Annotated in this window: 19 protein-coding genes; 13 read left to right on the top strand and 6 right to left on the bottom strand. The window is 76.4% G+C overall.

What is annotated here, in order from left to right:
• Positions 1–293 precede the first annotated feature (293 nt).
• From ACFO3M_RS17950 to ACFO3M_RS17910, 9 genes are all read left to right on the top strand, one after another.
• On the top strand, positions 294–2,639 hold the full coding sequence (locus tag ACFO3M_RS17950) for a chemotaxis protein CheA (RefSeq protein WP_387991900.1): 2,346 nt from the start codon (positions 294–296) through the stop codon (positions 2,637–2,639).
• A 1-nt stretch (position 2,640) separates the two neighbouring features.
• On the top strand, positions 2,641–3,087 hold the full coding sequence (locus ACFO3M_RS17945; protein WP_387991897.1) for a chemotaxis protein CheW: 447 nt from the start codon (positions 2,641–2,643) through the stop codon (positions 3,085–3,087).
• 157 nt (positions 3,088–3,244) lie between these two features.
• On the top strand, positions 3,245–4,138 hold the full coding sequence (locus tag ACFO3M_RS17940; protein ID WP_387991894.1) for a hypothetical protein: 894 nt from the start codon (positions 3,245–3,247) through the stop codon (positions 4,136–4,138).
• 398 nt (positions 4,139–4,536) lie between these two features.
• Positions 4,537–5,658 carry a protein-glutamate methylesterase/protein-glutamine glutaminase gene (locus tag ACFO3M_RS17935; protein ID WP_387991891.1) on the top strand — a complete coding sequence of 374 codons (1,122 nt, stop codon included), beginning with the start codon at positions 4,537–4,539 and terminating at the stop codon, positions 5,656–5,658.
• Positions 5,655–6,479 carry a CheR family methyltransferase gene (locus tag ACFO3M_RS17930; protein WP_387991888.1) on the top strand — a complete coding sequence of 275 codons (825 nt, stop codon included), beginning with the start codon at positions 5,655–5,657 and terminating at the stop codon, positions 6,477–6,479. Before ACFO3M_RS17935 ends, ACFO3M_RS17930 begins: the two co-directional genes overlap by 4 nt.
• A complete protein-coding gene (locus tag ACFO3M_RS17925; protein WP_387991886.1) occupies positions 6,476–6,865 on the top strand; it encodes a response regulator in 390 nt (129 codons plus the stop codon). Before ACFO3M_RS17930 ends, ACFO3M_RS17925 begins: the two co-directional genes overlap by 4 nt.
• Positions 6,862–7,380, top strand: coding sequence for a chemotaxis protein CheX (locus tag ACFO3M_RS17920; protein WP_387991883.1), 519 nt, complete (start codon positions 6,862–6,864; stop codon positions 7,378–7,380). Before ACFO3M_RS17925 ends, ACFO3M_RS17920 begins: the two co-directional genes overlap by 4 nt.
• Positions 7,377–7,739: a response regulator gene (locus ACFO3M_RS17915; RefSeq protein ID WP_387991880.1), complete on the top strand. Its 363-nt coding sequence runs from the start codon at positions 7,377–7,379 to the stop codon at positions 7,737–7,739. The genes ACFO3M_RS17920 and ACFO3M_RS17915 overlap by 4 nt, the downstream gene beginning before the upstream one ends.
• Positions 7,736–8,230: a hypothetical protein gene (locus ACFO3M_RS17910; RefSeq protein ID WP_387991877.1), complete on the top strand. Its 495-nt coding sequence runs from the start codon at positions 7,736–7,738 to the stop codon at positions 8,228–8,230. Before ACFO3M_RS17915 ends, ACFO3M_RS17910 begins: the two co-directional genes overlap by 4 nt.
• A 104-nt stretch (positions 8,231–8,334) precedes the next feature.
• Here ACFO3M_RS17910 and ACFO3M_RS17905 read toward each other — a convergent pair whose 3' ends face one another.
• Together ACFO3M_RS17905 and ACFO3M_RS17900 are read right to left on the bottom strand one after the other, a co-directional pair.
• On the bottom strand, positions 8,335–8,790 hold the full coding sequence (locus ACFO3M_RS17905) for an ATP-binding protein (protein WP_387991874.1): 456 nt from the start codon (positions 8,788–8,790) through the stop codon (positions 8,335–8,337).
• Positions 8,791–8,903: 113 nt separating this feature from the next.
• Positions 8,904–10,586 (bottom strand): SpoIIE family protein phosphatase, encoded by a 1,683-nt coding sequence (locus ACFO3M_RS17900; protein ID WP_387991871.1) that lies wholly within the window; start codon positions 10,584–10,586, stop codon positions 8,904–8,906.
• A 171-nt stretch (positions 10,587–10,757) separates the two neighbouring features.
• Here ACFO3M_RS17900 and ACFO3M_RS17895 point away from each other — a divergent pair, with 171 nt between their 5' ends.
• A complete protein-coding gene (locus tag ACFO3M_RS17895; protein ID WP_387991868.1) occupies positions 10,758–12,530 on the top strand; it encodes a SpoIIE family protein phosphatase in 1,773 nt (590 codons plus the stop codon).
• On the opposite strand, the gene ACFO3M_RS17890 is transcribed toward ACFO3M_RS17895, so the two are convergent.
• Both ACFO3M_RS17890 and ACFO3M_RS17885 read right to left on the bottom strand, forming a co-directional pair.
• A complete protein-coding gene (locus ACFO3M_RS17890; protein WP_387991865.1) occupies positions 12,531–13,454 on the bottom strand; it encodes an alpha/beta fold hydrolase in 924 nt (307 codons plus the stop codon).
• Positions 13,455–13,471: 17 nt separating this feature from the next.
• On the bottom strand, positions 13,472–14,185 hold the full coding sequence (locus ACFO3M_RS17885; protein ID WP_387991862.1) for a ZIP family metal transporter: 714 nt from the start codon (positions 14,183–14,185) through the stop codon (positions 13,472–13,474).
• 191 nt (positions 14,186–14,376) lie between these two features.
• On the opposite strand from ACFO3M_RS17885, the gene ACFO3M_RS17880 reads away from it, so the two are divergent.
• Positions 14,377–15,252 carry an alpha/beta fold hydrolase gene (locus ACFO3M_RS17880; protein ID WP_387991859.1) on the top strand — a complete coding sequence of 292 codons (876 nt, stop codon included), beginning with the start codon at positions 14,377–14,379 and terminating at the stop codon, positions 15,250–15,252.
• Here ACFO3M_RS17880 and ACFO3M_RS17875 read toward each other — a convergent pair.
• Positions 15,206–16,393 carry an AAA family ATPase gene (locus ACFO3M_RS17875; RefSeq protein ID WP_387991856.1) on the bottom strand — a complete coding sequence of 396 codons (1,188 nt, stop codon included), beginning with the start codon at positions 16,391–16,393 and terminating at the stop codon, positions 15,206–15,208. The two genes, ACFO3M_RS17880 and ACFO3M_RS17875, sit on opposite strands and share 47 nt — an antisense overlap.
• Positions 16,394–16,447: 54 nt before the next feature.
• The gene (locus ACFO3M_RS17870; protein WP_387991853.1) at positions 16,448–17,047 is read right to left on the bottom strand and encodes a TetR/AcrR family transcriptional regulator; all 600 of its coding nucleotides are present in this window, start codon (positions 17,045–17,047) and stop codon (positions 16,448–16,450) included.
• Between the two features lie 72 nt (positions 17,048–17,119).
• Here ACFO3M_RS17870 and ACFO3M_RS17865 point away from each other — a divergent pair, with 72 nt between their 5' ends.
• Together ACFO3M_RS17865 and ACFO3M_RS17860 are read left to right on the top strand one after the other, a co-directional pair.
• Complete coding sequence (locus tag ACFO3M_RS17865; RefSeq protein WP_387991850.1) at positions 17,120–17,836, top strand: GAP family protein; 717 nt, start codon at positions 17,120–17,122, stop codon at positions 17,834–17,836.
• A gap of 54 nt (positions 17,837–17,890) precedes the next feature.
• The gene (locus tag ACFO3M_RS17860; RefSeq protein WP_387991847.1) at positions 17,891–18,274 is read left to right on the top strand and encodes a nuclear transport factor 2 family protein; all 384 of its coding nucleotides are present in this window, start codon (positions 17,891–17,893) and stop codon (positions 18,272–18,274) included.
• The last annotated feature ends 1 nt before the right edge of the window (position 18,275 follow it).

Below are 18,275 nucleotides of genomic sequence, written 5' to 3'. Positions count from 1 at the left end.
AGGCGCTGACCCAGACGCGCACCGCCGTCGACGAGCTCTCCCGCATGGCCGCCGACCTGCGCACCAGCGTCGCCCGCTTCACGTACTGAGAGGGCCGCCCCTGCCCCCACCGCCCGCACGCCCGCGGCGGGGCCCGGCAGGGGGCCACCTCCCGCGGCCGGCCTCCGGGGCCGGCCGCGGGAGGCGCCCCGACACCCCCGCGGCCGCCCGGCGCTCACCTTGAGTCCGACGGCGGGCCGCCGAAGACCATCCGGGGACGGATCCGTCCCCTGCACGCGAGAGAGAAGGCAACGGTGGACGGTCTGGACGACATCGTCGAGGAGTTCCTCGTCGAGAGCCACGAGAACCTCGACCAGCTCGACACGGACCTGGTCGCCCTCGAGCAGGAGCCCGACTCCCGCGAGCGGCTCTCGAGCATCTTCCGCACCATCCACACGATCAAGGGCACCAGCGGCTTCCTCGCCTTCGGCCGGCTCGAGGAGGTCACCCACGTCGGGGAGAACATGCTCTCCCGGCTGCGGGACGGCGTCCTCGCGCTGACCCCCGAGCGCACCAGCGTGCTGCTGCGGATGGTCGACACCGTCCGCTCGCTGCTCGCCTCCATCGAGGCCACCGGCGGCGAGGGCGGCGTGGATGTCTCCGCCGTCGTCGCCGAGATCAGTGCGGCCATGGAGGACTCCCCCGCCCCCGCCCCTGCGCCCGTCGCCGTCGCCGGGGCGCCCGCCGAGGTCGCCCCGGAGATCGCCCCGGAGATCGCTCCGGAGGCCGCCGCGGAGGTCGTCGCGGCCGCCGAGGCCGTGGTCGAGGCGGCCGCCGAGACGGAGCCCGAGCCCGTCCACGACGAGGTGCACGACGAGCACCACGACGAGGTGCACGACGACCACGCCGACGGCGGCCTGCCGGCCGGGGCCGCCCGCCCCGAGGGCCAGGGTGCTCAGCAGCGCCGCGCCGTCGCCGACTCGACCATCCGCGTCGACGTCGACCTGCTCGACTCGCTGATGCTGCTGGTCGGCGAGCTGGTGCTGACCCGCAACCAGATCGTCCAGTACGTGGGCCGCTCCACCGACACCGACCTGGTGCGCGCCTCGCAGCGGCTCAACCTCATCGCCAGCGAGCTGCAGGAGGGCGTCATGAAGACGCGCATGCAGCCGATCGACCACATCTGGTCCAAGCTGCCGCGTGTCGTCCGCGACCTCGGCATCCAGTGCGGCAAGAGCGTCCGCCTGGAGATGGAGGGCCGGGACACCGAGCTGGACAAGACGCTGCTCGAGGCGGTCAAGGACCCGCTGACCCACCTGGTCCGCAACTCCGTCGACCACGGCATCGAGGCCCCCGACCGCCGCCGCGCCGCCGGCAAGCCCGCCGAGGGCGTGCTCACCCTGCGCGCCAAGCACGAGAGCGGGCAGGTCGTCGTCGAGGTCGCCGACGACGGCGCCGGCATCGACCCGGTCAAGGTCGGTGCCAAGGCCGTCGAGCGCGGCCTCGTCACCGCCGACCAGCTGGCGCGGATGAGCCCGGCCGACGTCTTCCAGCTCATCTTCCTGCCGGGCTTCTCCACGGCCGCCGCGGTCACCAACGTCTCCGGCCGCGGCGTCGGCATGGACGTCGTCAAGACCAACATCGAGGCCATCGGCGGCACGATCGAGGTCGAGTCCGAGCCCGGCCGCGGCACCGTCTGCCGGCTGCGCATCCCGCTGACCCTGGCGATCGTCCCGGCGCTGACCGTGGAGTGCGCCGGCGACCGCTACGCCATCCCGCAGATCAGCCTGCAGGAGCTGGTCAGCCTCGACGCCGAGAAGGCGGCCAACGCCGTCGAGGAGGTCGGCGGCGCACCGGTCTACCGGCTGCGCGGCGAGCTGCTCCCCCTCGTCCGGCTCACCGACGTCCTCGGCCTCGCTTCTGACCGGCACGACGGCCACGTCGTCATCGCGGTCCTGCGGTCGGAGGGCCGGCGCTTCGGCCTCGTCGTCGACCGGGTCATCAACACCGAGGAGATCGTGGTCAAAGCCGTCGGCGGCCAGCTCAAGGCGATCGGCCTCTACTCCGGCGCGACCGTCCTCGGCGACGGCGCGGTGGCGCTCATCCTCGACGTCCAGGCCCTGGCCCGCCGCGCGCTGCGCACCGAGAGCAGCGAGCGGCAGGAGGCCCGCGGGGCGGCCGCCGCCGGCACCGGCGGCGGCGAGACCGAGCGCCAGCGCATGCTGCTGGCCGCGATCGGCGAGGGGCGCCGCGTGGCGATCCCGCTGGACACCGTCACCCGCCTCGAGCAGGTGCGCGCCGAGGCCGTCGAGCGGGTCGGCAACCGGGAGGTCGTGCAGTACCGGGGCGCGATCCTGCCGATCGTCCGGCTCGACCGGCACCTGGGCGCCTACGGCACGAGCGAGCGCGAGGTGCTCGAGGTCATCGTCTACAGCGACCACGGCCGCAGCGTCGCGATCGTCGTCGAGGAGATCCTCGACATCGTCGACGGCGGCGCCGCCGTCCGCAGCGACATCGACGACATGGGCCTGCTCGGCTCCGCCGTCCTCGGCGACAAGGTGACCGAGCTGCTCGACGTCCGCGCCGCGATCCTCGCGGCCGACCCGGCGTTCTACGCCACCGACGACCACTCCCCCGCGTCCGCTCTGCTGGAGGTCTGACGTGACCATCGAGACCGCCACCCGCGCCACCAGCGGGCAGCTGGCCACCTTCCGGCTCGACGGCGACCTGTACGGCGTCGAGGTGGAGCACGTGCAGGAGGTGCTGCGCAGCCAGAAGCTGACCCGGGTGCCGCTGGCCCCGCCGGCCGTCGCCGGGCTGATCAACCTGCGCGGCCAGGTGGTCACCGCCATCGAGCTGCGCGAGCGGCTGGGCCGCCCGCCGCGGCCGGCCGGCACCGACGCCGTCGTCATCGTGGTGCGGCTGCACGGCGAGGCGGTGAGCCTGCTGGTCGACTCGATCGCCGACGTCGTCGACGTCGACGCGGCCGACTTCGAGGCCCCGCCGGACACCCTCGACGGGCAGGCCCGGGAGCTCATCCGCGGCGCCTACAAGCTCGACGGGCAGCTGCTCCTGGCGCTCGACGTGCAGAAGGCGGTCGGCGCGTGACACAGCGTCACTGACGCCTCACCCGACCGGTTCCGACACGCGGCCGTCACCCCTCGCCCCTCCGGCGATCGGGTGACGGCCGCGTGGCGTTGCGGGGTGATCACCGCGAGCATGGGCTGACCGCCTGCTCGACGGCGGTGCCGTCGGAGGGGGAGACGTGCCGTACTCGCTGGTCAGTGCCGCGACGCTCGGGTTCGACCTGGTGCGGCTGCCCGCCGGCCGCGCCGTCGCCGACGTGCTGCTCACCGGGCTCACCGCCGGCCCCGCCGAGCTCACCGCGATCGCCGATGGTGCCCGCTCCCGCGGCGCCGACCGCGACCAGCGCACCGTCCTGGCCGTCCGCGCCCGCCGCGCCCGCGAGCTCGCCGCCGCGGTGCCCCAGCTGCGCTCCGTGTCCCCGGAGCCGGGGGAGGACCGCGCCGCCGTCCTGGTCGCCCAGCTCGAGCGCGGCACCATCGGCAACGCCGCGGCCCTGGAGCGGCTGCTGCGCGAGGACGTCCTCGGCCCCGAGCACGGCGCGTTCACCCAGGCCGACGACGACGTCCGCGAGCAGGCCGCCGAGGTCCTCGCCGACGCCGCGGTGGGGGAGTGGGCCGCCGACATGCTGCCGCGGCTCGTGCACCGCGAGCTGGTGGCGCCGTTCCACGCCGCCGTCCCGGACGCCGGCACCCGCGGCGCGGACGCCGACCTCGGCCCGGCCACGCCCGAGCTGAGCTCGCTGCTGGCCACCTTCGCCGGCCTGGACGCCCGCGGCCGCGAGCGCTGGCGGGCCGCCGTCGACGAGGGCCGCGCCACCCGGCGCCCGTGGGCGGCCGCCATGCACGAGGCCGCGTGGGCCGCGCACGTCTCCGGCCGCACCCGGACGCTCGCCACCGCCCAGCTGCTCGCCGTCCGCGCGTTCGCCGACGGCGGCCTCGACGCCCACGACGGCGCCACGGGCTCGTGGAACGCCCTCGCGGGCGTCGTCCAGGCGCTGACGATGGGCGACCTGCTCGACGCGAGCGCCCTGGGCGTGCTGCTCGCCCCCTGGCACCGCGCCACCGGCCGCTGAGCCGCGCGGGCGCCCGACCGCCCGCCGCCTCCCGGTCGAGAATCGAGTCGTCGCCGCCGGCACGGGGTGACACGCCGCCGGGAGCGGCGACGAGCCGAGGGTCGACCCGCCGATCCCCGGGGCCGCGCAGGTCGGGCGCGCGCCGGCTGCTCCCCGCCACCGGCACGCGGGTCGACAAGTCCCCGCGGGGCCCGTGGTCACCGCCCACCCCGTAACGGTTGCGCTGCCCGCGTCAACCCGGCGGGTGGGACGGCCGACAACTCCTGGGACAGGCGATGCGGGTGGGACGCCCGAGGACGTTCCGGAACAGCCCGGAGCTGACCTTGAGGCCCCCCGCCGCGCTGCCGAGACCCCGACGACGGCCCCCGCCGGCCGTCGTCGCCGGAGCAGGAGGACGTGTGGACCCGATCCGCGTGCTGGTGGTCGACGACTCGGTCGTCGTCCGCAAGATCGTGACCGACGTGCTGTCCTCCGACCCCGCCATCGAGGTCGTCGGCACGGCGGTCAACGGCAGGCTCGCGCTCGTCAAGCTGGACGCGCTCAAGCCCGACCTGGTCACGATGGACATCGAGATGCCGGAGATGAACGGCATCGAGGCGGTCCGCGCCATCCGGGCCCGCCGCGACCGGGTGCCGATCGTCATGTTCAGCACGCTCACCGAGCGCGGCGCCGCGGCGACCCTCGACGCCCTCTCCGCCGGCGCCAACGACTACGTCACCAAGCCGGCCAACGTCGGCAGCGTCGCGCAGTCGATGGAGAGCGTCCGCGAGCAGCTCATCCCGAAGATCAAGGCCCTCACCGGGCGCCCGGTCGGCCTCGGCGCGGCCCGCCCCGTGGCGGCCCCCGTCGCACCCCGCCCGCCGGCGCCGCGCAGCGCGCCGCACAAGGCGCCCGCGGTGCTGGTCATCGGCTCCTCCACCGGCGGCCCCGAGGCGCTGGCCCGGGTCCTCCCCGCGCTGCCGGCCGCCCTCCCGGTGCCGGTCCTGCTCGTGCAGCACATGCCGCCGGTCTTCACCCGCCAGTTCGCCCAGCGGCTGGACCGCCTCTCCGCGCTGCGCGTCGTCGAGGCCGCCGACGGCTCGCCGCTGCTGCCCGGCACCGTCCACCTGGCCCCCGGCGACCACCACCTCACCGTGCGCGGCACCGGCCGCGGCGCGACGACGGTCCTGTCGCAGGGCCCGCCGGAGAACTTCTGCCGGCCCGCCGTCGACCCGCTGTTCCGGAGCGCGGTGACCGCCTACGACGGCGCCGTCCTCGCCGTGGTGCTCACCGGCATGGGCTCCGACGGCCGCAGCGGCGCGGGTGCCGTCCGCGACGCCGGCGGCACCGTCGTCGTCCAGGACCAGGCCACCTCGGTCGTGTGGGGCATGCCCGGCGCCGTCGCCTCCGCCGGCCTCGCCGACGAGGTCCTCCCGCTCGACCGCGTCGCCGAGGCGATCACCCGCCACCTCGGCCGCGCCGTCCCCGGCATCCCGCCGCAGCCCGCCCCCCTGATCCACGCGACGGGAGCACCACGATGACCCTCACCGCCACCCGCTTCGACTGGGTGCGCCAGCTGGTGCACCGGGAGAGCGCGATCGTCCTCGCGCCGGGCAAGGAGTACCTCGTCGAGGCCCGCCTGCTGCCCCTGGCCCGCAGGATGGGGCTGACCGACGTCGACGCGTTCGTCGACTCCGTCCGCAGCCGCCCCCGCCCGGACGACACCCGCTCCATCGTCGAGGCGCTGACCACCAACGAGACCTCGTGGTTCCGCGACGGCGACCCGTTCACCGCCCTGACCTCGACCGTGCTGCCCTCGCTGCTGTCCGCCCGCGGTCCCGCCGAGCGGCTGCAGATCTGGTCGGCCGCCTGCTCCAGCGGCCAGGAGCCCTACACGGTCGCGATGCTGCTCGAGGACGCGCTGCCCAACGCCTCGGCGCGGGTCTCGATCACGGCCACCGACATCTCCCGCGAGATGGTGGAGCGCACCCGGGCCGGCCGGTTCAGCCAGCTCGAGGTGAACCGCGGCCTGCCCGCGCCGATGCTGGTCCGCCACTTCCAGCGGGCCGGCAGCGAGTGGGAGGTCGCCCCGGGCCTGCGCCGCATGGTCACCGCCCGGGAGTGCAACCTGGCCGCCCCGCTGCCGCGGATGGGCCCGTTCGACGTCGTCTACCTGCGCAACGTGCTCATCTACTTCGACCTGCCCACCAAGCAGGCGATCCTCCGCCGGGTGCGGGAGCTCATGCGCCCCGACGGCTGGCTGTTCCTCGGTGCCGCCGAGACCACCCTCGGCGTCGACGACTCCTGGAGCCGGGTCGTGCTCGGCCGCAGCTCCGCCTACCGCCCGCTGAAGGGGGCATGACCGTGCGTGCTCTGGTGATCGACGACTCCCGCGCCATGCGGCGCATCGTGACCGGGACCCTCGAGGGGTTCGGCTACGAGACCCGGCAGGCCGGCCACGGCCAGGAGGCGCTCGACGTCCTCCACGAGGGCTGGGTGCCCGACCTCTGCACGATCGACTGGAACATGCCGGTGATGGACGGCCTGCAGTTCGTCAACGCCGTCCGCGCCAACCCGGCCTGGCGCGCGGTGACGCTGGTGATGGTCACGTCCGAGAGCGAGCACGGCCAGATCGTGCGCGCGCTGGCCGCCGGCGCCCACGAGTACGTCATCAAGCCGTTCACCGCCGACGCCATCCGCGACAAGCTCGCGCTGCTCGGCCTGCTCCCGCAGGAGGTCTCGCTGTGATCCGTCCGGACACCGGGCTGCGCCGCCGCGCGTCCGACCGCCCGCCGGCGGTCCGCGAGCTGATCGACGAGGCGACGGTCCAGGGGATCACCGAGCAGGCGTGGTGCGCGCTCGTCGGCGAGGACGAGGTGCTCGTCCCGCTGCCGGCGCCGCTGCCCGCGGACACGCGCAGCGCCTGGGTCGAGATCGTCGGCCCGTGGACCGGCGCCGTCGTGCTCACCTGCGGCCGGGGGACGGCGCAGGAGCTGACCCGGGCCCTGCTCCGCGAGCACGCCCCCGCCGCGCTCGAGGAGGAGGACGTCGACGACGCGCTGGGCGAGCTCGCCAACGTCGTCGGCGGGAACGTCAAGGCCGTCCTCCCCGGCCCGTCGGTGCTCGGCCTGCCCGAGACCGGCGCCACCCCGCCTGCCGGCCGCGAGGCCGACACCTGCCGCGTCGCCGTCCTGTGGCGCGGTGAGCCCCTGACCGTCTCCGTGCAGTCGCACGCCGAGGAAGAGAACGAGGTGCCCCTGTGAAGATCCTGGTCGCCGACGACAGCCGCGTCATGCGGCAGATCGTCATCCGCACCCTGCGGCAGGCCGGCTACGACGACCACGACATCGTCGAGGCCGAGGACGGCCGCGACGCCTACGACAAGGTGCAGAGCGAGAGCCCGGACCTGGTCCTGTCGGACTGGAACATGCCCAACATGAGCGGCCTGGAGTGCCTGCAGGCGCTGCGCGGCTCGGGCTCGACCGTCCCGTTCGGCTTCGTGACCTCGGAGGGGTCGGCCGAGATGCGGGAGAAGGCCGCCGACGCCGGCGCGCTGTTCCTCATCGCCAAGCCGTTCACCGCGGACACCTTCACCGAGCACCTCGACGGGGTGCTCGCGTGACCGCGCCGCTGACCGTCGTCCTGCCCGACGCCAAGGCCGTCAAGGACATGCTGTCCGGCCTCGTCGGCAAGCCCGTCGCGGTGACGCCGGGCGCCCCGGTGACGCCGACCGAGAAGGACCCCGTCTCGGTGGCCGTCTACGTCAGCCCGACCATGGCCGTCAACGCGCTGTGCGTCATGGACCTGCCGCTGTCGGCCTGGACCGGCGGCGCGCTGGCCCTGCTGCCCCCGGGCGGCGTCCAGGACGTCGTGGAGGAGGACGGGGAGCTCACCGCCATGCTCACCGAGGCCCTGCACGAGGTCGTCAACGTCCTGTCGGCGCTGTTCAACGTGCCCGGTGCCCCGCACTCGAAGCTCTACCAGCTGTACGCGCCGGGCGACGACCTGCCGGGCGACGTCGCCGGCATGCTCGCCGCCTTCAACCGGCTCGACCTCGCCGTCGAGGTCCCCGGCTACGGCAAGGGCCGGCTGTCGCTGGTGGTCCCCTCCTGACCGACGGGCGCTCCCGGCCGGGACCCGGCCGGGAGCGCCCGCACCGGCCGCCCCGGGGCGGCGCAGGGACCGCCCTCCCCGCCGCCCCGGGCGCGCCCGCGTCCTCAGGAGGCGGTGGCCGCGCACTCCTCGAAGGTCGTCGGCAGGCAGGCCCACACGTGCTTGCAGCCGTCGTCGACGTACCAGCCGTGGGCCACCGACAGCCGGGCCACCAGGTAGAGACCCAGCCCGCCCTGCGCGGGGTCCCGGCCGACCGCGGGCGCCGGCATGGTGTCGGGGTCGCGGTCGCTCACGTCGAGCAGCCAGCCGCCGGAGCCGGCCACCACGGTCGCGACGACCGGCGAGACGCCGTGCCGCAGCGCGTTGGAGGCCAGCTCGTCGAAGGCCAGGATCATCCGGTCGGTGGCCGGGTCGTCGTCCCGCGGGAAGCCGACGCTGCTGAGGTGGTCGCGGAGGCCGGCCCGTGCGGCGGGCAGCTCGGCGAGGCCCCTCAGGTCCCGGCGCCACAGCTCGCCGCGCCCGTCGGGCAGCGGGCGCAGCGGCCAGGTCAGTCGGCCCATGACCTCTTCTCCGTCGTCGTCCTGTTGCTCGGACGATGACTCGGTGCCCAGCCGGCCGGCGGCCCAACCCTGCCGGCGCCCACCTGCCTCCGCGGGGTGAGCCGGATCTCGGCTCACCCCGCCCCGACGCGCACCGCGAGCAGCGCGACGTCGTCCTCGGGCGGGCCGGGCACCAGGCGGGCGAGCAGCTCGTCGCACAGCTGCGGCAGCGGCCGGCCGGCGAGCCCGGCCAGCACGTCGTGCAGGCGGGCGGTGTCCGCGTCGAGCGTGCTGCCGCGCCGCTCCACCAACCCGTCGGTGTGCAGCAGCACCGTCGTCCCCGGGACAAGGGCGACCGCCGACTCGCGCCGCTCGGCCGTCGCGTCCACGCCCAGCGCCAGGTCGCCGATCGGGTCGCCGTGGTCGAGCGCGACGACCCGGCCGCCGGGCAGCAGCAGCACCGGGGGCGGGTGCCCGGCGTTGGCCCACCGCAGCCGCCGGCCGCCGTCCTCCAGCCGGGCGACCGCGGCCGTGGCCAGCGTCTCCGGGTGCATGTCCGCCATGGCCTCGTCCAGGCCGTGCAGCACCTCCGCGGGACCGGCGCCGCGGGCGTGCGCGATCCCCCGCAGCAGGCCGCGCAGCTGGCCCATCGTCGCCGCGGCCGCGGTGTCGTGGCCGACGACGTCGCCGATCGCCACGACCGGGTCGCCGGTGGGGGAGGAGAAGGCGTCGTACCAGTCCCCGCCCACCCGGGCCGCCTCGGCCGCCGGCAGGTACCGCACGGCGACCTCCAGTCCGGGGAACGACGGCGGGTCGGTGAGCAGGCTGCGCTGCAGCGCCTCGGCCAGCTGGATCTGCCGGCTCTGCCGCCCGACCCGGTCCACCGCGCGGCCGGCCTGCACCGCGACCGCCCGCGCGGTGGCGAGGTCGGCCTCGCTCAGCGTGCGGCCGGCGTCGAGGTAGAGGGTGAGCACGCCGACGGTCCGCGACTCGGCGGGCAGGGGGAGGACCACCACCGACTCCGCGCGCAGGCCGCGCAGCATCTCGCGCGCGTCCTCGTCGGTCATGTCCTCCAGGACGTCGGCGACGCAGGTGGTCAGCGGCGTGCCCGCGCGCAGTGCCTGCGCCACGGGGGAGGACGGCGACATGCGCTCCAGCCGCACCCGGGTGTAGCGGGCCAGCAGCTCGCGGCGCTCGGGGTCGGCGTGCCAGGAGCCGACGTCGCGGGCGCGGCCCTCCCGGTCGACGACGGTGACTACGCAGCCGTCGGTCAGCACCGGCACCACCAGCCGCGCCAGCCGGCCCAGCGCCGAGACGCCGTCGAGCGCGCCGGAGAGCTCCCCGCTGACCCGCACCAACAGGGTCGCGCGGGCCGCGGCGCGGTCGGCCTGCTCCTGCACCGCGCGCCGGGCGGTGACGTCGGTGACCGTCACCGCGAGCCCCTCGGGCCCGGGCAGGGCCCGCACCTCGTACCAGCCGTCCCCGGCGGCGACGGTCACCGGCTCGCCGGTGGCGGCCGCCTCGGAGCAGGCCTGGGCCAGGACGTGGCCGGTGGCGCCGGGCACGCCGTCGTCCAGCGGCCGGCCGGTCAGCCCGGCGGCGGTGCCGCCCAGCAGCCGCGCTGCGGCGGCGTTGAGCCAGGTCAGCCGGCCGGCCGGGTCGAGCGCCAGGACGGCGGCCGGCAGGCGGTCCGCCAGGGCGGCGAGGGCCGCGGGGTCGGGCAGCCGGCAGGCGAGGGGCACGGTCGCCCGGTGCTGCGCGTCCTGCCGCCACCCCGCTCCCGGACCGGCGGGCGGGGCCGGCAGCGGATCGGCCATGCCCGCACCTCCTCGCCGGCCGTCCGCACCGGCGGACGGGTGCCGGACGCCACGGGCCGGCCCCGATCGTTCCGCGCCCGGGCCGCGCTGCCAACGGGTCCGCGCCGGACCGTTCCCCACGACGAGGGACCGCAGGCGGGCCGGCCGCCGGGGATGGGGCAGCATGGCCCCATGACCCCGGACGGCGCCGCTCCGCCGCCCAGTGACCTGCTCGTCCAGGCCGTGGAGGGCATGGACCGGCCGCTGTTCGTCCTCGACGACGACTGGCGGTTCCGCTACGTCAACCCGGCCGGGGCCGCGGTCCTCGAGCGCACCGTCGCGGGGCTGCAGGGCCGGGGCATCTGGGAGGAGTTCCCGGAGGCGGTCGGGGGACCGTTCGAGGAGCTGTACCGGCACGTCCGCGAGACCGGCGAGTCCGGCACCACCGAGGCGTTCTTCCCCCCGCTGGGGCGGTGGTTCCGCGCCGACGCGTTCCTCACCGGGGCCGGCCTGGTGGTCACCTACGACGACGTCACGCAGCGCCGGCGCACCGAGGAGGAGCGCGCCGCGGCCGTCGCGGCCCGCGAGTCCGCCGCCGCGGAGGCGGCCGCGGCCGCGGCGCGGGCCGAGGTGTCGGCCCGCCACCTGGTGCTGCTCGGCGACATCAGCCAGGCGATGACGTCGACCACCGACGTCGACGAGGCCGTCGCCCGGTTCGCGGACCTGGTCGTGCCCCTGCTGGCCGACTGGTGCCTGGTCAGCGTCGTCGACCCCGACGGCACCCGCCGCGACGTCGGCCGCGCGCACAGCGACCCGGCGATGGTGCCGGCGATGCACCGCTACGCCGACCTGCGGGTGCGCAGCAACCGGCCCAACGCCCCGGTGCCCACGGCGCTGGCCAGCGGGCGGCCGGTGGTCCTCCCGCAGGTCACCGACGACGACGTCCGGGTGATGGTCGCCGACGAGGCCAGCCGCGAGGCGCTGGCGCCGCTGCGGGTGTCCGCCGTCGCCACCTTCCCGCTGCTCGCCCGCGGCGAGGTGTTCGGCGCGTTCACGCTGGTCAACGGGCCCGAGCGGGGCCCGCACACCGACGCCGAGCTGCGCACCGCCGAGATCGCCTCCCGGCGGGCCGCGCTGGCCCTGGACAACGCCCGGCTGGCCAGCGCCGCCCAGCAGGTGGCCGAGCGGATGCAGCACAGTCTGCTGTCCCCGCCGGTGCAGCCCGACCACCTCGAGCTCGCCGTCCGCTACCGGCCCGCCACCCGCGGGGTGTCCATCGGCGGTGACTGGTACGACGCGTTCCTGCAGCCCGACGGCGACACCGTGCTGGTGATCGGCGACGTCATGGGCCACGACATCGAGGCCGCCGCGGCCATGGGGCAGGTCAAGACGCTGGTCCGCGCCATCGCCTTCGACCGGCTGGAGGAGCCCGCAGGGGTGCTGCGGCGGGTCGACCACGCCCTGGTCGGCCTCGCCGTGCCCGCGATGGCCACCGCGCTGGTGTGCCGGGTCGAGCAGACCCCGGCCGAGGCGGCCGTGGGACTGCGCCGGCTGCGCTGGGCCACGGCCGGCCACCCCGAGCCGATGCTGCTGCTGCCCGACGGGACCGTCCGCGACCTCTCCGCGCCGGTCGGCCCGCCGCTGGGCATCGGCTGGCGCGGCCCCCGCGCCGACGGGCACGACGTCATCCCGGCGGACAGCACGCTGCTGCTGTTCACCGACGGGCTGTTCGAGCGGCGTGGCGTGCCGCTCGACGAGAGCCGCGAGGAGCTCCGCCGGCTGGTCGAGGCCGCGGCCGGCTCGTCGCTGGCCGACCTGTGCGACGGGCTGCTGGCCAGCATGCTCGGCGACGGCGCCGAGGACGACGTCGCGGTGCTCGCCGTCCGGGCGCACCCGGTGGGCGGGGAGCGCCCGGCCGAGGCCGGGCCCGAGGTGCTGCCCCCGCTGCTCGGCCACCCCGCCTGATCAGGTCCGGGCGGCGGCCGCCCGGACCTCGTCCGCGATCGCCGCGACGCCCTCCTCGGCCCACAGCACCGAGTAGTGGTTGGTGCCGGGCACCTCGCGCGCGGTGATGCCGGCCGGCTCCAGCCCGAGCGAGGCCAGGCGCACCTCGTCGTAGAGGCCGGGCGTCTGGTCGAGCAGGCCGCGCGTGGCCCACAGCAGGGTGGCGGGCACCGGCAGGGCGGTGGTGGCCTCCAGCACGCGCTCGTTGAGCAGCACGTCCCCGCCGTCGACGCGGACCGCCTCGGGCACGCAGGCGCTGCGCAGCGGCGGCCCGCCGGGGGCGAGGTCGCGGGCGAGGTAGGCGGCCACCGAGGGCACGTCCACCCACGGGCCCACGGCGGGGTGCCGCGCCCAGAACGCGCGCACGGCGGCGACGTCGGGGAACGACGTCGACAGCCGGTCCAGCGACGGGCCCAGGACGGCGGAGAGCATCGCGTCGACGTCGGCGCCCGGGGGCTGGGCGAGGGCCAGCCCGCCGTCGACCAGGACCAGCCCGTGCACCTCGTCGCGGGCCGGGCCGGCCGCGGCCATCGCGGCCACGAACGCACCCATCGAGTGGCCGACGACCACCGTGGCGTCGGCTCCGGCGTCGTCGTCGGCGCCGAACCGGTCGAGCAGGGTGGCGACGTCCCGGGCGTGCCGCTCCAGGCCGTAGGGGCCGGGCAGCCCGGCCGAGCCGGCCCGCCCGCGCAGGTCGGGGGCGACGACCTCGAACTCGCCGGCCAGCGCGGCCGCCACGCGCGCCCAGGCCATCGCGTTGGCGGTGATGCCGTGGACCAGCACGGCGATGGGGGAGCCGGGGGCGTCGGCGGCCCAGTGCAGGGCGGACAGCTCGCCGCCGTCGACGGGGACGCTGATGCGGACGGGGTCGCGTGCCTCTGCCACGGGCCCACCCTGCCCGCTCACGCGCCGAGCCGCTCGATCGCGAAGGCGACGAGGAACCCCGCGGTGGTGATCAGGCCGGTCCAGGTGCGGGTCTGCTCGAAGGCCTCCGGGATCATCGTGTCGGCGATCATCGTGAGGATGGCGCCGGCCGCGACGGCGGTGATGACGGCGATGGCCTCGGGCGGGGCGCTGCCCAGGGCGGCGTACCCGACCAGCGCGGCCAGGCCGCTGGCCACCGCGATGCCGCCCCAGACCCCGAAGACGTAGCCGGCCGGCCGTCCGCCGGCCTTCATGCCGGCGGCACTGGACAGGCCCTCGGGCACGTTGGAGATGACGACCGCCGCCAGGACCGGCGCGCTCACCGCGCCGCCGCCGAGCAGGCCGAGCCCCAGGACGACCGACTCCGGGACGCCGTCGAGCAGCGCGCCGACGGCGATCGCCGCGCCGCTGCCGCCCTGCTCGCCCTCCGACGGCTGCTGCTCGCTCCCCGCCCCGCCCGACCGCTTGCGGTGCCGGGCGCCGCGCCGGGCCAGCACCGCGTTCGCGGCGAGGTAGGCGACCGCGCCGCCGAGGAAGCCGATCGCGGTGGGACCCAGCCCGCCGGTGTCGGCGGCCTCCTCCACCAGGTCGAAGGCGACGGCGGAGATGAGCACCCCCGAGCCGAACGCCATGACCGAGGCGATCACCGCCTGCGGCACCCGCACGAACCAGGCGACCAGCGCCCCGAGCACCAGGGCGGCGCCGCCCAGCAGACCCCACAGACCGGCTTCGACGACGTCGGGCGCGGGACGCTCCTGCCCCCGGTTGCGCGCAACAACCGTCCGGGCGGCAGAAGCGGCCGCCCCTGCCGCATCCGACCGGCCCGCGGGGAGGGCTCCGCCCCTACCGTGGCCGTGCGGGGGGACGGCTCCGGGGAGGCCCCGTGTCCGGGACGACGCAGACCCTCCGCCCGCGCACCGTGACCCTCCCGGGCGGGCTGCGGCTGGAGACCGTGGAGCAGGGGGACCCCGGCGGGCCGGTCGTCGTCCTCGTCCACGGCTGGCCCGACTCCTGGTTCTCCTGGAGCCGCGTCCTCGCGCACCTGGACCCGCGGCTGCACGTCGTCGCCTACAGCCAGCGCGGGTTCGGCGGGTCCGACCACCCGCGGGCCGGCTACGCGGTGGACCGGCTCGCCGAGGACCTGGTGGCCCTGTGCGAGGTGCTCGGGATCGGGCGCGCGCACCTGGTGGGCCACTCCCACGGCAGCTTCGTGGTGCGGCGGGCGGCGGAGGAGCACCCCGGGCTGGTCGACCGGATGGTGCTCGTCGACTCGGCCGACCGGGTGGGCGGGCGGCTGGCCGCGGAGGTGCGGGCGGCGATCGCCGACCTGCCCGACGACGTCCCCGAGGGCTTCGTGCGGGAGTTCGCCGCGAGCGCGGTGTACCGGCCGGTGGAGCCGGCGTTCTTCGACGCACTGGTCGCGGAGGGCCGCCGGGCGCCGGGGTGGGTCTACCGGGACGCCTGGGAGGAGATGGTGGCCGTCGACGACCGCGACCGGCTCGGGGCCGTGACCGCGCCGACGCTGCTGGTGTGGGGCGACCGGGACGCGCTGTTCGACCGCGGGCAGCAGGACCGGCTCCTGGCCGCGCTCCCCGACGCCCGGCTGCGCATCCACGAGGGCACCGGCCACTGCCCGAACTGGGAGTGCCCGCGGGCCCTCGCCGCCGACCTGGACGCCTTCCTCCTGCCAGGCCGACGCGACACCCGGGCCGCTAGTCCGGGTGGCGCAGGAGGTAGCGGCCGAAGTGGGGGACGGTGAAGGCGATCTGCCCCCGCTCGGCGGAGTAGACCAGCCCCTTCTTGATCAGCGAGTCGCGCGCCGGCGACAGCGACGCCGGCTTGCGGCCCAGCGTCGCGGCCACCTCCGACGTCGCCACCGGGGCGCCGGCCGGACCCCCGAGCTCGGCCATCGCGTGCATGTACTCGCGCTCGGCCGGGGTGGCGCGGTCGTACCGGGAGCCGAAGAACCCGACCGCCAGCTCGGCCTCGGCGACCGGCGCGGCCATCGCGACGTCGTCGGCGGTGATGGGGGAGGCCGCCGCGACGTCCCAGGTGACCTTGCCGTAGGCCTGCACGAAGTACGGGTAGCCGTCGGCGGCCGCGTAGAGGGCGTCGAGGGCGGCCGGCTCGAAGGTGACCTCCTCGCGCTCGGCGGGCGCCAGCAGCGCGCGGTCGGCGGCGGGCCGGTCCAGCCGGTCGATGCGCAGGTAGCGGAACAGGCGCTCGGAGTAGCTCTTCGACGCCGACAGCACCGCCGGCAGGTGCGGGAGGCCGGCGCCGACGACGATCAGCGGCGCGCCCTGCTGCGACAGCTCGTGGCAGGCCGCGCAGATGGCCGAGACGTCGGGGGCCTGCACGTCCTGCATCTCGTCGATGAACAGCGCGACGCCCCTGCCGACGTCCGCGGCCAGCCCGGCGGCGTCGCTGAGCAGCTCGACCAGGTCGATCTCCATGTCGCCGGAGTCGGCCCGGCCGGTGGTGGCGGGCACGTCGATGCCCGGCTGCCAGCGGTCCCGCAGCTTCGCGTCGGACGGGGCCAGCCGCTGGGCGAAGGCCTTCAGCGTCCCGAGGACGGCGTCCATCGACTCCTGGTCGGGGTGGCGCAGCTCGCGCAGGGCCATGTGCAGCGCCGAGGAGACCGGCCGGCGCAGCGACTGGTCCGGTCGCGCCTCGATCTTGCCGGTGCCCCAGCCGCGGCCGATCGCCGCCGACCGCAGCTGGTTGAGCAGCACCGTCTTGCCCACGCCGCGCAGCCCGGTGAGCACCAGCGACCGCTCGGGCCGGCCGCGGGCGATCCGCTCCAGGACGACGTCGAAGGCCGACAGCTCGTCGTCGCGGCCGGCGAGCTCCGGCGGGCGCTGCCCCGCGCCGGGGGCGTAGGGGTTCCGGACGGGGTCCACGTCGAGCACCGTATGGCCCCGTCTAGCCCCCGCCGTAGAGATCGGTAGAACGGGCTAGGGCGTGTCGCCCAGCGAGCGCAGGTGCGCCGCGAGCACCTCCCGGGCCCGGTCCGGCGGGAGCGTGGACGGCCGGGTCACGGCGTGCACGGCCAGGCCGTCGAGGACCGCGTACAGCCGTTCGGCCTCCAGGTCGGGGTCCAGGTCGGGGCGGGCCTCCCCGGCCGCGACCAGGGCCTGCACGGCGTGGGCGCAGAAGGCGCGCAGGTCGGCGGCCGACCGGTCGCGCAGCTCGGCCAGGCGGGGGTCGACCAGGGCGCGCGCGGTGAGCGCCAGCCAGACCTCCGTCTCGGCGCGCCGTTCCTCGTCGAGGGGGAGGGTCTCCTCCAGCACCCGCAGCAGGCTCGGCACCAGGGGCCCGCCGGCGGCCGCGACCGCCTCCGCCCGTTCCCGGGCGCGCTCGATCACGAGGGTCATCGCGAAGTGCAGGAGCTCGTCCTGGGTGGCGAACCAGTGCCGCAGCGAGCCCGTCGACGTGCCGGCCTCCCGGGCGACGTTGCGCACCGAGGCGCCCGAGACGCCGTCGCGCCGGATGACCCGCCAGACGGCCTCGGCCAGCTGCCTCCGGCGCACGGTGGCGTCGACGGTCCTGGGCACGGCCTCGTTCTAGCACGACTGTGCTACGTTGGCAGAACAGCACAGGTGTGCTGCCAAGACACCGGAGGAGCCGTGGACATCGCCCTGTTGCTGCCACTGGCCGGCCTGGCCCTGGTGGACAGCACCAGCGTCGGCACGCTCGTCCTCCCGCTGTGGCTGCTGCTGGCCCCCGGCCGGGTCCGGGTGGCCAGGGTGCTGCTCTTCCTCGGCACGGTGGCCGGCGCGTACCTGCTGCTCGGGATCGCGCTCGTCCTCGGTGCCGGGGTGCTGCTGGAACCGCTCGGCGCAGCCCTGGAGAGCACGGCCGGCCGCGTCGCCGAACTCGCCGTGGGGGCCGTCCTGGTCCTGCTCGGGCTGACCGTGGAGCCGTGGACGCGGGAGGGCAAGGAGCGGCGGCGCGCTGCGCGGGCGGCCCGGGGACCGGGGCGGCTGGGCCGGTGGCGCGACCGGGCCCGGGGCGACGGCCCGCCCGGAGCGGTCGTCGTCCTCGCCGTCACCGCGGTGGGGATCGAGGCGGCCTCGATGCTGCCCTACCTCGCCGCGATCGCCCTGCTCGTGACGTCGGCACCGGGTCCGGCGGCGACGCTGGCCCTGCTCGCGGGCTACTGCCTGCTCATGGTCCTGCCGGCGCTGGTCCTGCTGGCCCTCCGCACGGCGCTGCACGACCGGCTCACGCCCGTCCTGGCCCGGATCGAGGGCCGGCTGTCGCGCACCTCGGGTGAGGTGGTGGCCTGGGTGCTGTTCCTGCTCGGCCTCTACCTGGTCGCCGACGCCCTGCCGCTCACCTGACGACGTCGGCCGGGGGCTGGACGTCCGGCACCTGCGCGGGCCAGGGTCGGGCACATGGGGACCCACACGGAGACCGAGGTGCAGACCGAGCTCCTCGCCCTGGAGCGGCGGGGCTGGGACGCCCTGTGCGACGCGACCGGCGGGGACTTCTACGGCGAGGTGATGGCCGACGACGGCCTGATGGTGCTCGCGGACGGGACGGTGATGGACCGCGCCGCCGTCGTCGCCGCCCTGGGCGCCTCCCCGCCGTGGCTGCGCTACGAACTGGGCGACGTCCGGCTGGTGCGCGCCGGCGCGGACGCGGCGGCGCTGGTCTACACCGGCCGGGCCTGGCGGCACGAGCAGGAGCCGCCGTTCACCGGGGCGATGAGCAGCCTCTACGTCCGCGACGGCGACCGCTGGCGGCTCGCGCTCTACACGCAGACGCCCGCGCGCTGAC

This window comes from Geodermatophilus arenarius, assembly GCF_042654585.1.
Lineage (GTDB): Bacteria > Actinomycetota > Actinomycetes > Mycobacteriales > Geodermatophilaceae > Geodermatophilus > Geodermatophilus arenarius.
Note: the sequence above shows the minus strand (reverse complement) of the source record. Positions and strands in the feature narration are given on the sequence as shown.